This is a genomic window from Coprobacillus cateniformis (assembly GCF_009767585.1).
GTDB classification, from domain to species: Bacteria; Bacillota_I; Bacilli_A; order Erysipelotrichales; family Coprobacillaceae; genus Coprobacillus; species Coprobacillus cateniformis.
Genome location: NZ_WSNW01000001.1, coordinates 1,389,106 through 1,403,027 on the forward strand (window position 1 = coordinate 1,389,106; position 13,922 = coordinate 1,403,027).

Sequence of the window (13,922 nt, forward strand, 5' to 3'; positions counted from 1 at the left end):
AACAATACGAGCAGTATTTGAAATCCTACGTCGCTCGTTGTCAGTTATTGAATCAATTAATTGATCAAACAATGCCTGATGCATATGGTCTATTAGATGATTTTAATCGCTATAATGGCAAAGATAAGCTTGTGACTTTATTTTTGACAATTGGCATTGTGATAATATTACAAAGAGTTCAAAGAAAGTATTCATTAAGAAGTATCTTAACTGGTTAAAGAAAAAAGGATACCGCCAAAATGAAAATGAAGCCCGCCAGCTCTATTACATAAAACAAGCTCCAAAGGTTTTTGACTGGTGACACTGTATGTCAATTCTTTTTAAAGAAACGTGCAGAGGGAAAGCCGTATAGAGTATCCATGATAGCTGCCTATAATAAATTTCTAAGGATATATCATTCACGTGTATCAAAAGTATTAAGTGAATCGGAAAAAGGCGATACATAAAACATATAATACTCATATTTTAAAAACCATATTTTTATGGTCTTTTCATTATGCTTTAGAAAACTGATTGATTATTTCAAAAACATACTTGATTTTTATTAGCAGGTTTATCGTAGTGACATTATATAAATTTGGCAAGGATTCCATTCGCCCCATAGAGTAGGAAAGACTTCAAATTCCTTAAATCCTAAACCGAGATAGAAACGATTGGTGTTATCATATTCTTCGTAATGTCCCATTTGAACAGTCTTTACCTGAAGAAACGAATATCCATTTTCTGATGCAAACCTCTTAGCCTTCAAAAATAGCTCTTTCCCAATTCCTTGGCGATGATACTCCTTTAACACGCCCATCACACTCAGTTCCAGTGTATCCTTACTCGTTTCTTTCAAGCATAAGAAACCTGTTGCTTGATTTTCATCAAGTGCAACAAAGAAAAGTTGGTCTGTACTATCTTTAATGTAATTCTCCCTTGCTTCTTCTATACCGAACCACTCAGGCAGTGCTTCTAATAGTTGTCTTGCAATTTTCTGCTTATCCTCATAATCCTCAATTAGCTTAATTTTCATCTTCATGTTCCTTTTCATAAATTCTCATTAAACAGCTTCTGTTAAATACTATATTTTTTAGATAGTTTAGCTTATCATTTAAAATATCTATTATATTGTCTAAATAATAAATTATGTTTTTTATTGCATGGTTCATTAAACCAATTATTACACTTATTATCAATACTCATACTTAATAAGCCCTTATTAACCATCAATTCATATTTTCCTTCTACAAAAGCATATTCTTCTACAACCCACTTTGCATTATCATTATTTCTAACTACGACTTCTCCAAAATAAACAGACATCAAATTCTCAAATTCTTTTCGATCCAAACCAATAGTATCAAATAAATTATTTTCAAATAAATCAAAATACCACTTTTCTAATTGCTTTAAACTATCAAAAGTATAATCTGGTAAAAAAGAAAAATTATCTTTACATAATACTTCTAATTTATTAAATAATATTTTTCTGCCTCATCTAAATTACTAAAATTTTTTTACTTTTCTCCATATTGAAGAGCAACATTTAAACTATACTTTGACATCCAATCATACTCCTACAAATACCAATTTATCTACACCAACATTATATCACGCTCTTTTAAGCGCTGTCATTTCTTTTTTGCTTTTGAAAAGTTACTTATCAGCCTATGATTTTTAAAGGGTGTTATTCAGCATTGCTTACGTAACAAGCCCTTGACAAACGATAGACTAATAAGTTATAGAACAATCAAGCAGAAATGAAATAATCTGCTGTTTCACTGCATAGAAAAAGACACTCTGTTTGAAATGTCGTTCTTTCATAACTCTGTATTTCTTTGCATAAGTCGTTATATAAGGCTCTTTCATTTGTTGTAAATCGCCTAATATTTTTTCTTTTAAATCCCTCTAAATGATGTATTTATGCGGATAATTTGCATTTTTGTACCGTTTTTATTTAAAAAAGAAGGATATGAATTATCCTTCTAATCTTCCTAATACTTTTTCTTTTCCAAGTAACATAATTGAACTTGCCAAATCAGGACCATGCATAATTCCAGTTGTTGCAATACGAATTGGCATATATAACATTTTTCCTTTTGCTCCAGCTTCTTTTTGAGTTGCTTTAATAGCAGCTTGGATATTTTCTTTTGTAAACTCTTCTAATTCTTCTAATTTTGTCTTAAAAACTTTTAATGTGTTTGGAATTGACTCACCTTTCATAAACTCTCTTGATTCATCATCTAAATGTAATTCATCTTCAAAAAATAAGGAAACAAGCTCAACAATCTCTTTACCATAAGATAATTGATCATGATAGACAGCAATTAAATCTCTTATCCATTGTTCATCATGTTGAGATAGATCATATACTTCTTGTAAGAATGGTAAACACAAATCAATAACTTCATCTAAAGATCTTTCTTTAATATATCTATTATTAACCCATTTCAATTTATCTTTATCAAACATAGATGGTGATTTAGATAAACGTTTTTCACTAAATTCTTTAATTAAACCATCATGATCAAAGATTTCTTGTTCACCTTCTGGTGACCAACCTAACAACGCCATAAAATTGAACATTGCATCTGGTAAATATCCTTCTTCTTTATATTGAGAAACAAATTGCATAATTGATTCATCACGTTTAGATAGTTTTTTTCTATCTTCATTAACAATGAGAGTCATATGACCATAAGTTGGTGCTTCCCAGCCTAACATTTCATAAATCATTAATTGCTTCGGTGTGTTACTTAAATGTTCTTCACCTCTAAATACATGTGTTATATCCATAGAATGATCATCAATAACAACTGCATAATTATATGTTGGAATTCCATTGGCTTTAACCAATACCCAATCACCAATATCTTCTGATTCAAAAGAAACATGTCCTCTAATCATATCTTCAAATTCATAAGTTTTTCCAGCAGGAACTTTGACTCTAATTGTATAAGGCATTCCTGCATCTTCTTTTGCTTTCACTTCTTCAGCTGTTAAATCACAGCATTTTCTATTGTATTTAGGAGCAACACCAGCAGCAACCTGTTTTTCATGTTCTGCATCTAATTCTTCTGATGTACAAAAGCATTTATATGCATATCCTTTTTCTAATAAAATATCAGTATATTTTTTATAAATATCTAATCTTTCCATTTGTCTATATGGTGCATATTTTTCTACTGGTTTCAATGGTGACTCATCAGGAATAATTCCTAACCATTCCAAATTTTCTAATTGACTTGCTTCGCCACCTTCAATATTTCTTTCAATATCAGTATCCTCTAATCTGAAAATAAAATCTCCACCATGATGTTTAGCAAATAAATAGTTAAACAATGCTGTTCTGGCACCACCAATATGTAAATGTCCTGTTGGACTTGGTGCATATCTTACTCTTACTTTATCCATAATTTATCCTTTCTTATTTAATAACACAACACTCTGAGAAACAATACCTTCTTTTCTTCCCACAAAACCTAATTTCTCACCACGTGTTGCTTTTATATTCACTTGTGTGATATCACAATGTAAAACACGAGCAACATTCTCTCGCATAGTTATAATGTATGGAGCCATTTTTGGTTCCTCACACATGATTATACTATCAATATTCCCAATCTCATATCCCTCTTGTTCCATGAATTCATATGTATGTTGTAAAAGAACCATTGAAGAAATACCTTTATACTTAGGATCTGTATCAGGAAAATGTTTTCCAATATCACCTAAACCCATTGCTCCAATGATACTTTCAATAATAGCATGCAACAAAACATCTGCATCACTATGCCCTTTTAATCCTAATTCAAATGGAATCTCAACACCACCAAGAATTAACTTACGTCCTTCAACTAATTGGTGAATATCTATAGATTGCCCAATTCTCATCATGTTTATCACCTTCCTGACCTATTCTAGCACAAATTCTTTGAATATACAAAAGCAAACTTATCTTCCTATTACTATTTATGGAAATTGACTCATTTTTCTACTTCTATCCTCAACTAGGATAAAATTAACGCTTTTTTGATTCTATTATATATGATCATATTTTCTTATTTTAACTTAATAACATATTTATCATATTACTGAGTTTTATTATGAAGCTGTTGATAAATCTTTTGCATTTTATCATCTGTTTTAGCCATTTGTTCCGCACATTCTTTAAGTTGTCTACTCATGTCTTCACACACAGTATAATGGTTTTTATAATATAATTCATGTTCTAGACTGGCCCAGCAATCCATAGCTATTGTACGTAACTGAATTTCGACTGGGACACTAATGATTCCATCTTTTGTATAAATCGGAACTTTCACAACAAGATGTAACGAACGATATCCACTTTCTTTAGGATAATCTATATAATTGGATTTTTTAATCAAGCGAATGTCCTCATGTAATAAAAGTAATTGTGATATATACTGAATATCATTAATATAATGACAAACGACTCTAATGCCTGCAATATCATTAAGACATTTCATCCCATTATTTGTTTTCGGATATCCTTTGCGTTCTAATTTATCTATTATACTCTCAGGAGATTTTATTCTTGATTGAATCATATGAATAGGACTATATGTATTTTCACATTTCAATTCATCATCAATACTTTCCAGTTTTGCTTTTATAATATGCGTTGCTGTACGATACGGATACATCATTTGTCTTAATTGTTTATAATCCTTAAATGCTTGCTCTAGTTTCATTTTTTTCACCTTCACTATCATTTTACTAACTAATTATCTTGTGATTATCTACAATATATGGGAAAATGAGTGATATCATTAAACAAAGGAGAATGGATATGAAAAGCTCTCAATCTGATTATAAAAAGCGAGGAATGTTAGATATGAATCTGTGCAATCAACTGCAGGAAGCCTCTTATAAAGAGCTTATAGATACACTACAATCATCTCATGCTGATTGGCGTACAGCCTGTATACATCTTCTTTCTAAAAAATATAACACTCATCCACAATTCACTGATGTTTTACTCCAACAGCTTGTTAAAGAAAAAGCACTTTATACAAAAATTGAAATACAAACCCAATTATCTCAATATGGGCAGATATCTAAAATGTGTCAATATTTAGGGTGTATTGGAGACAATCAATATCGAGCTATCCCATTAAGAGGATCAAAGAAAAAAAGTTATCCTTTGCCAAGAGATCTCATTGCAAGAAGCTTAGCACATATGGAGGTGCAACGATTCCAAGATTTTTTTGTAGAATTACCTCAACTTTCTTATTCGCAATTATTAGAAGCTATAGATGCTTTTGGCTTTCTTTGTTTTTATCATCAATCTTTAGTCAATAAAGAGACTTATGAATATATCAAAACATGTATATTAAATTATTGGGATGACGATCTTATGCTTTGGAAACTCATGACTTGTTTGAGTGCGTTTCCAATGGCTATTGATTTATTACAAGAATTACAAACACAACAAAAACACCCTACTATCCTTATGGAAGTAGAGCGTTCCTTAAAACTATTGATCAATTAAATAATCTGTTAGATTGATACCATTCTTAAAGGCATGAAGGATATTGTGACGATCCCTAATGTCTTTTATTTTTTCTTCTAAAATAATTGCTATATAACGAGCATCATCATCAAGAATCATTGGCCAGTAAAAATAAAATTTTTTACCATCCTGAAATTCAAACAAAAAATCAGCAGTATACACTACATATGCAATTGGACTTCCTAATTTCATATAACGCCTTTTCCCAATAACACTCACCTTTTCAATTTCATCATATCGATAATAATGCATCATTGCTTCATCTTTTCCTAATAATACAGCAATAAAATACTGTAAATTATGAATCGGTCCAGTAAACTCATAATAACATATTCCATCTCTTAAAAATTCTACAGACTGATCAATTGAATTATCTAGCATCGTTGGTGATGTATTCCTACAAGCAAATCCTATAAGAATAATCTCCATGAAAATTGTTATTGCTAGACAAATCACAATACCTTGAACTGTTGGAATATCTATTGCAATAACAAAGAACCTTCCTAAACCAAACCCAATAACCAAAGAACCAATTAAACTATAAAAGAGTTGCCTTATTGCCCAAGGTTTGGTCAGTTTTCTTCCCAAAGAAACAGTTTTGGTTGTTTTTTGAAATCCTAGTCTAGCTTGACTTGTACTCTTTTCTACTTCTGCTAATTCTGATATTAAAGGAAGATCTTTATCATGGTAATCTTCTATTGTTTCTTTAATTTCTTTTATGCTTTCAATCTGTTTATCCAAATGAATTTGATTAATTTTTAAACATTCATGAAAATCTAATTCACCATTTAAGATGGCTTTGACATCATCAATAGAAATTTCTAGATTTCTTAAAAATTTAACTAACTTTAAGACTTGTACATCATTAGAATTGTAATTACGATAACCATTTTCATCTCTTTGAGGCTGAATAAAGCCCTCTTTTTCATAATAACGAATAGTATGTTTTGATAATCCCAAATCTCTTTCTAAATCATTTGTTTTCATAGTATCCCCTTCTTTCTCACTCTATTCTAGACTATAGAGTTGCTCGATGGTCAATACAAAATAAACTTATTTTACATATTTTCATCATCTGCTGGGAAAAGAATGCCGGCTTTTCTTCTAGCTATAGTTTGTATTTCAGTCACGATCATACTATGTTCTAGCATGTCATAACACTTTTGATAGTCATTCTGTTCATACATTCTGCTAAATTCAAAAAACTCTTCATACATTCTATGAACATCATTATTTTCATTAATTGTTTGTGTAGACCCATCATTCATCAATAAATCAAACGAACCTATATAACTTACTGGTGTTGGAATATGAATACATCCTCTATCTCCTTGAATATTATTAGATAATGGTGCTTTACAATCTTTCGCTCCTATACAGACACATTGGAATGTATCATATTTTAAAATAAGTATTCCTGATGTGTCTATCCCTTTTTCTATATTTGGATAATATTCAATATCAATTGGTTTCCCAAATAATCCTACAACAAAATGAATATTATAAATATTCAAATCCATTAAAGCTCCACCTGATTTTGTATAATCAAAAGCTGGTAAAATCATTCCTTCCTTAAATGCATTATATCTTGAAGAATATTGAGAATAATTGCACTCAACAATCTTTATATGACCTAATTCATTTAGCAATGATTTTATTTTATAAAAGTTTGGTAAGTATTGATTCGTAATCGCTTCCCATAGAAATAAATGATTTTGAATTGCTAATTTTTTTAACTCCTTGGCTTCTTCTATTGTAGATGTCATTGGTTTTTCTAAAATAACATTTTTATGTGCTTCTAAAGCAAGTTTTGTATATGAATAATGAAGATGGTTTGGTAATGCTACATAAACAGTATCAACTTCAATATCATTCAATAATTCATCATATGAAACTGAACACCTTTGAAAATGATGCTTTTCTTTCAACTCTCTTACCTTTTCTTCACTACGCTTTGTACCTGAAATATGAATCAGTTCGATACTTTCTATATCATGAATAAAAGATAGAAGATCGTTGACAATCATACCAGTTCCTACAATTCCTAATTTCATTCTATCGCCTCCTTAATTTATTTTAACATGATTAAAATAATAATCATCGTTTTTTTCAAGATTTATCAACGAAATATTTTTATTTTATTTGTGTCATCTTTTCGTAATAAGTTAATTTATTCTTAATATTTCTATCATAGTCTAATTTAAAATAACATGTATAAAGACTATCCAAGATATAAAGCAATGACATTCTTGTTGAGAAGGACGATATTTTATTATAATGATCTTCATGTGAACTCATGTATAGAATATAATCAGCAGAATTCTTTAAAGGGTTTTCTAAAGTAGAACAGATTAAAACTATTGGTGTCTTATTTTTCTTCAACAATTCAGTAATTGCACCTATTGAACTTCCTCGTCCTCCAAAAGATATGACAAGTGCAACATGATCTTGATTACTCATTGCTGCAGCTAATCTTTGCTGATATTCTTCTAAAGGAACATGAATATTGATTCCTATTTCTTGCATTTGAAATTTAAAGTTTTCAGCAAAATAAATATTTCCTGCTGAAGTATAAACATCTATGCTTTTAGCTTTTCTCATTTGGTTTGCAATTAATCGCAATTGTTCGAGATCTATTAAATTTAATGTAGATGTAATTGTTTGTTCATAAACTTCTTGTAATTTATGAACTATTTGATATTGTGTTTCATTTTGTTTGAAAGGAAAATTATAATCAAACTTTTTCTCTTCTTTTAAATGATTTTCAATAGATGCAGAAATATGGACTTTGAGTTCTGAAAGTCCACTCACATCTAATTTATTGCATAATCTATATAAGGTTGAAACAGAGACGAAACATGTCTTGCTAATGTCTTTTGCACTTAAACGAATAAAGTCATTCGTATGCTCTTTCATATAACAAACTAATATTTTCTCATTATCTGTTAAATCAACAAGCTGCTCAAGTTTATTAAAAATGTTCATAAGTTTTCACCTCATGAACATTATATATGATATTAAGTTTAGGCACAAATCAATTCAATTCTGGCATATGTTTATGTAAACATACTGCAATGCCATCTTCATCATTAGATAATGTCACTTCATCAGCAACATCTTTTAAATCTTGAACAGCATTTTCCATAGCAACACCAATACCAGCATATTTCACCATTGAAGCATCATTATGACCATCACCAAAAGCAATCATTTCCTCTTTTTTATATCCCATTGGAATTAAAACAGTATCTAAAGCTTTGGCTTTATCAATTCCTTGAGCAGTAAATTCAAAATAGAATGGACCTGTAAACATACAACTTAATTTATCTTTAAATGGTTCCATCATTTCTTGATAATGTTCTTGTAAATACTCAGGGTCACTCGTAGTTAAAATCTTGTTTAGTTCAAAATCAACAAATTCTGCTAAATCATCAACTTCACATAATTTAAACTTTCCACCACGTGATTCATATTGAATAACATCAAATGGTGCCCCATTCCATTGAATCATATTATCATAAACGTTATTCACATACATATATTCCCCTTTATCAATCATAGGTCTTACTTTATCAAAAGATTTCATATGTTCTAAAACAGCTTTTCCTTCTTCTACACTTAATGCTTGATTAAATAATGTTTCCATTGTTTCACAATCAATAACTTTTGATCCATTATATGAAACCAATAACCCATGATGTTTATCCATTTCTAATTCTTTTGCCAAATCTAATAATCCAGATGTTGGTCTTCCAGAAGCTAAAATTAAAATAGCACCTGCTTTTTCTGCACGAATTAATGTTTCCTTAGTTTTAGGACTTAATTCTTTTTGACTATTCATTAATGTTCCATCAACATCCATGATAATAACTCTTACGCTCATCTCATTTCCTCCTTATTCTTAGTTTCTATGATATACTATTTTTCTAGACTATCAATATTTCTTGCAAATATTGAAAAAAACATATCACAAACTGTCTTTTTTCAAATAGTGATGTGACATATTTTTCTCATATCAATTTTCTAACCAATTTTAATTGTTCACTTGTATATTTTTTGTACTCTATCAAGATTTGTTCCTCTTTGCTATATTCTATTTTAAAAATCACTCATTATAAAAAAAGCCCAATTGGGCTAAATATACTGAAATATATCTAACAAAGTTTCTAAAACTTTGATATTTTCATCATCAACATGTTCTTTACCAATGAAATAAGGTTGAATTCCTACTTCTTGAGCAGCTAAGATATCTTTTCCGAGACTATCTCCTATATAAATAACTTCTTGAGCATCTAATCCGATGATTTCTAAGGCCTTCTCAAACGCTTCTTTGGCTGGTTTATAATAATGTGTCATTTCACTTGAGATAATTGCTTTTGGTTGCAGCTCTAAACGATTCATGCTTTCTTCTACATATTTTGTATCATTGTTAGTGAGGATATAAATTGGTAATTGACATTTAGCAAAGAAATCATAAGCATCATCAAATGCAGGTGTGTTTTTCCAATGTTCTGCTAACATATCTGTATAATGTTGACTATCACCTAACAACCCAAGTTCTGCTTTGGTGCATTCAAATGCTTCACATGCAATTTGATATTCAGTTTTATAATTCTCTCCATTATATTTTTTAAGGAGTTCATCATGTTTTGTAAACCAATATTTTGTAATCGTTTGAGAATCACAATCAGGGCAATTCTTAACACACTCACTCATTAATTTTTCTAAATATTCACTTTGTTCATAGACAAGTGTTCCCATATGGTCAATCAAAACTGCTTTTATCATTTTCTTTTCCTCCTAAAAAAATTCATTTTCTTTCTTTACCATGCATTGCTTTTGTAACTTTTGTGATGCCATTTTTATTTTTATAGAACTGCATTTTCTAGCTTGTTGTGGACAGATATGGACACAACGCATACATGAAATGCATTGACCTTTCATTATCTCTTGAGGATTATCAAGTGGAATCGCTTGAACAGGACAGCGGCGTGCACATAATCCACACTGATGACATGTGCTTGATGCTTTAGGATGCAAGGGAATAACATGGTATTCTTTATACGGATTATTGCCTGGGACATATACAGATATAGCCTGTTTTTTCAAGCGTTTTTTTACCTCTTCCATAAATCCTGCCATCTCATTTAAATCATCTTGATTTGGTCTTCCTTTTGCAAACTGATGCATGATTGAATGCTCTGCCACACAAGCAATTGCTGCAATACAAATAAAACCTTGTTGTTCTAGTGTTTCCTTGAGTTCTAATAACGTATCTTCATATGCCCGATTACCATAAGTCACCACAGCAAGAACAGGTGTTTGATGACCTTTTAATTGAGATAATCTTTTTATCGCAATATCAGGAACTCGTCCACCAAACGATGGAACACCAACAATACAAAAATCATCTTTTCCTATATTAATAGAAAAATTATTTTTAGGTAGAGATAGATCAACATCAGTGCACGTATTTATTTGATTAGCTAAAAAACTTGTTACTTTTTGAGTACTCCCTGTTGGACTAAAATAAATATTATAAATCATGATGAATCACTCCCTCACAATATCGTTCCTCACAAGCTTCACAATTATCCTGCTGGACTTCTTCAATTTTTCTAAACAACCGAATAAGTGATGTCACACGACTACTTCGATAATTAAGATAATAGAAGTTTTTAGTTCCTTCTTCTCGCATCCCAACAATTCCACAACCTTTTAAGATTTTTAAATGATGTGATAAAGCAGTCCTAGAAATATGAATCTCGTCGACAAGTTCACCAACTCTCATACCACCTGTTTTCATATTTTCCAATAAACATAAAATAATACTTTGTCTTGTCGTGTCACCTAACACAGAAAGAATAGGTCGACAATCATTAAATTCTTTTGCTAAAGTCTTTCTTGTCTCTCCCATATCCTTTTTCCTTTCGTCAATATTCATTGACCATTATATACATAAAATGGAAAAGTCGCAACATTGGTTAAGCAAATCCGTACCAACCTATCAAATACTAATGAAATTGTTACCTGTCTTATTAATATTTTTCTCCTTTATTTTACTATAGGTGTTGTTAGTTCAATATGGTTGCCTTCACTATCAATAAATTCAACAACCCAGTTATCTCCTATTTGTGTTAATGGAAAACAAATCTCTAATTGTTGAATCTTTGATTGCAAAATATTTAAGTTTTCAACTTCTAAACTTGGCAAACAATTACTTCCGAAAATATGTTCCTCACCCATTTTCTGATATGCAAACAACCCAAATCGAAAACCATGAATATCAAAAATACTATAAACTTCATCCCTAATCAATACCTCTTGTTCAAAAAAATCTTCATAAAAATGAATCGCTCTATCCATATCATTGACACATAAATACATTGATTTTATATAACATTCCATATGAATTGACTATACTCCTTCCTTAAAATTGAATAATACAATTTCTCTACATACATACCATCTTTATAAAAAATTCTCTCATATTGAAACCTACATTTTAAAACAACTTGCTTTGATACAAGATTTTGAGCCATATAACAGATTTGGATTTTATGAATCCAATACTCTCCTCAATTCTTCTAAAGTGCAATAAACTGGTTCTCGATACATTGATTGAATATCTTCATCTGTATATGAAAAGTGTCTTAATAATCATCTTCTGTTGCCATATTTTGAGTTCCTACGTGTGATGTCCTTAGTCTCCTCCACTTTTATCATAATCTGCGTTATATATTCGTCCATATTGGCAATCGCAAATTCATTTAGTCCCAGTTCATAAGCATATCCTATTAAATTGAGATGATGGCATGATGCATACTCTAATATTTCTTGATATAACTGTGAAAGTCCACTCCATTCACCCAAAAGATATGCAACAACATACTTTCCTTTTGGTCTTATCACTAAATCAGCATTCTTAATACGATTGGTTATTGGTATAAAAAAACCTTCATATTCATCATAATCTCCTTGCTTGATTTTGTCTATAGAAATATAACTTCCAAAACCCATTCGATATAATTCTGGTTCCCATGCTTGCTTGATATGGGCATAAGCTGTTTCAATATCATCATCTACAAAACTATACGGTGATATAAGTATATATTGTTCTTCACAATCTATAATTTCAATTTGATGATTGTGTATTTTTTTACACAATAAAAGTTGTTGTTGCTTCTTTTGTAGAATTTGTTTAGCCCTTTTTAATCTTTGTATTTCTGTATCAATTTCCCCTATTTTTTGTTTGGCAATTTCTTGAAAAGCCAAAACATCTGGATGATTAAGATAAGTTTTTATTTCATCCAAACTCATATTTAATTCTTTTAACATCAATATATATTCTAAATCTACACTCTGTGCATAATCATAGTATCTATATTGATTTTTACCTTTATAACGTGGAGAAAACAATCCAATATCATCATAATAATGTAATGTTCGTTTGTTCAAATGGTGTAATTTTGAAAATCGTGATGTTGTTAATTTCATTATCTTCTTATTCATACTCTTTCCTCTTGACTCTACAGTTACTGGATACTTTAAGATAAGTATACAAGATATACAAAACAATGAAAAGGAGTTATAAACAATGAAAAATAAAATGATATTGAGAGAGTTTCAAAAAGAAGATACAAGAGAAATGATAGACATCATTAGAAAGACTTGGCATTATGATGAATTCTGTAGTCATAAAGTTGCTAATAAACTTGCAAAAGTTTTTCTATACAGCTGTTTAGCAAATCAAACTTATACAAAAGTAGCTGTTATCGATAATTGCCCTATAGGCATTATTATGGGGAAAAATATTGCTAGACATAAATGTCCATTTCGATATCGTATAAAACAAATGATTTCAATTATTTCACTTTTACTATCATATGAAGGTCGTCAAGCTATTCATCTCTTTAGAGATGTGGATGGGATTGATCGAGAATTGTTAGATCATTGTGAAATAGATTTTCAAGGTGAAGTTTCGTTTTTCGCTATTGATGAAAATTATCGTGGTTTAGGTATTGGCAAGAATTTGTTTGAATCTTTGCTTTATTATATGAAGGAACAAAATATTCAGCAATTCTATCTATTTACTGATACAAGTTGTAACTATGGATTTTATGAACACCAAGGTATGAGAAGAGAACATGAAAAATCATTGACTATGGATATCGCAAATCAAAAACAAGTTATGAAATTCTTTATTTACTCATATCAGATTTAAACATTGGAAACAAATCATTTAACGAAAATAATCTGATAATCACATGTCTTGTTCTATTCTATTCGTTAAAGACGTAAAAAATTTCTTTTTATATAAGAATCATATCATAATAGATATAGTCAGCAATAATAAAACTATGTAAGCAGATAGATTATCTTCTGCTTACATAGTTTCTTT

17 protein-coding genes are annotated in these 13,922 nt (G+C 30.0%); 3 read left to right on the top strand and 14 right to left on the bottom strand.

The window, feature by feature from the left end; all coding sequences use genetic code 11:
* Positions 1 to 17 precede the first annotated feature (17 nt).
* Complete coding sequence (locus GQF29_RS07025; protein WP_017144051.1) at positions 18 to 218, top strand: hypothetical protein; 201 nt, start codon at positions 18 to 20, stop codon at positions 216 to 218.
* 335 nt (positions 219 to 553) lie between these two features.
* Here GQF29_RS07025 and GQF29_RS07030 read toward each other — a convergent pair whose 3' ends face one another.
* The 5 genes from GQF29_RS07030 to GQF29_RS07050 form a co-directional block, all read right to left on the bottom strand.
* Positions 554 to 1,015 carry a GNAT family N-acetyltransferase gene (locus GQF29_RS07030; RefSeq protein WP_008789233.1) on the bottom strand — a complete coding sequence of 154 codons (462 nt, stop codon included), beginning with the start codon at positions 1,013 to 1,015 and terminating at the stop codon, positions 554 to 556.
* Between the two features lie 74 nt (positions 1,016 to 1,089).
* A complete protein-coding gene (locus tag GQF29_RS07035; protein WP_236916398.1) occupies positions 1,090 to 1,332 on the bottom strand; it encodes a hypothetical protein in 243 nt (80 codons plus the stop codon).
* A gap of 627 nt (positions 1,333 to 1,959) precedes the next feature.
* A complete protein-coding gene (gltX, locus tag GQF29_RS07040) occupies positions 1,960 to 3,396 on the bottom strand; it encodes a glutamate--tRNA ligase (protein WP_008789231.1) in 1,437 nt (478 codons plus the stop codon).
* 3 nt (positions 3,397 to 3,399) lie between these two features.
* A complete protein-coding gene (ispF, locus tag GQF29_RS07045; protein WP_008789230.1) occupies positions 3,400 to 3,879 on the bottom strand; it encodes a 2-C-methyl-D-erythritol 2,4-cyclodiphosphate synthase in 480 nt (159 codons plus the stop codon).
* A gap of 194 nt (positions 3,880 to 4,073) precedes the next feature.
* Positions 4,074 to 4,700, bottom strand: a complete 627-nt coding sequence (locus GQF29_RS07050) for a GTP pyrophosphokinase (protein ID WP_017144049.1) — start codon at positions 4,698 to 4,700, stop codon at positions 4,074 to 4,076.
* Between the two features lie 98 nt (positions 4,701 to 4,798).
* On the opposite strand from GQF29_RS07050, the gene GQF29_RS07055 reads away from it, so the two are divergent.
* A complete protein-coding gene (locus GQF29_RS07055) occupies positions 4,799 to 5,500 on the top strand; it encodes a hypothetical protein (protein ID WP_017144048.1) in 702 nt (233 codons plus the stop codon).
* Here GQF29_RS07055 and GQF29_RS07060 read toward each other — a convergent pair.
* The 9 genes from GQF29_RS07060 to GQF29_RS07100 form a co-directional block, all read right to left on the bottom strand.
* The gene (locus tag GQF29_RS07060; protein WP_008789226.1) at positions 5,486 to 6,508 is read right to left on the bottom strand and encodes a MerR family transcriptional regulator; all 1,023 of its coding nucleotides are present in this window, start codon (positions 6,506 to 6,508) and stop codon (positions 5,486 to 5,488) included. The two genes, GQF29_RS07055 and GQF29_RS07060, sit on opposite strands and share 15 nt — an antisense overlap.
* Before the next feature lie 71 nt (positions 6,509 to 6,579).
* Complete coding sequence (locus GQF29_RS07065; protein ID WP_008789225.1) at positions 6,580 to 7,575, bottom strand: Gfo/Idh/MocA family protein; 996 nt, start codon at positions 7,573 to 7,575, stop codon at positions 6,580 to 6,582.
* Positions 7,576 to 7,654: 79 nt separating this feature from the next.
* Positions 7,655 to 8,506 (bottom strand): MurR/RpiR family transcriptional regulator, encoded by an 852-nt coding sequence (locus tag GQF29_RS07070; RefSeq protein ID WP_008789224.1) that lies wholly within the window; start codon positions 8,504 to 8,506, stop codon positions 7,655 to 7,657.
* A gap of 49 nt (positions 8,507 to 8,555) precedes the next feature.
* The gene (locus GQF29_RS07075; protein WP_008789223.1) at positions 8,556 to 9,404 is read right to left on the bottom strand and encodes a Cof-type HAD-IIB family hydrolase; all 849 of its coding nucleotides are present in this window, start codon (positions 9,402 to 9,404) and stop codon (positions 8,556 to 8,558) included.
* Between the two features lie 251 nt (positions 9,405 to 9,655).
* Positions 9,656 to 10,309 (bottom strand): HAD family hydrolase, encoded by a 654-nt coding sequence (locus tag GQF29_RS07080; RefSeq protein ID WP_008789222.1) that lies wholly within the window; start codon positions 10,307 to 10,309, stop codon positions 9,656 to 9,658.
* A 12-nt stretch (positions 10,310 to 10,321) separates the two neighbouring features.
* Entirely contained in the window at positions 10,322 to 11,068 is a 747-nt protein-coding gene (locus GQF29_RS07085; RefSeq protein ID WP_008789221.1) for an EFR1 family ferrodoxin, read from the bottom strand.
* Positions 11,058 to 11,438, bottom strand: a complete 381-nt coding sequence (locus GQF29_RS07090) for an ArsR/SmtB family transcription factor (RefSeq protein WP_008789220.1) — start codon at positions 11,436 to 11,438, stop codon at positions 11,058 to 11,060. The genes GQF29_RS07085 and GQF29_RS07090 overlap by 11 nt, the downstream gene beginning before the upstream one ends.
* Before the next feature lie 137 nt (positions 11,439 to 11,575).
* Positions 11,576 to 11,929, bottom strand: a complete 354-nt coding sequence (locus tag GQF29_RS07095; RefSeq protein ID WP_008789219.1) for a VOC family protein — start codon at positions 11,927 to 11,929, stop codon at positions 11,576 to 11,578.
* 252 nt (positions 11,930 to 12,181) lie between these two features.
* Positions 12,182 to 13,033, bottom strand: a complete 852-nt coding sequence (locus tag GQF29_RS07100) for a MerR family transcriptional regulator (RefSeq protein WP_117599008.1) — start codon at positions 13,031 to 13,033, stop codon at positions 12,182 to 12,184.
* An 85-nt stretch (positions 13,034 to 13,118) separates the two neighbouring features.
* Here GQF29_RS07100 and GQF29_RS07105 point away from each other — a divergent pair, with 85 nt between their 5' ends.
* Entirely contained in the window at positions 13,119 to 13,745 is a 627-nt protein-coding gene (locus GQF29_RS07105; RefSeq protein ID WP_008789217.1) for a GNAT family N-acetyltransferase, read from the top strand.
* Positions 13,746 to 13,922: the final 177 nt, after the last annotated feature.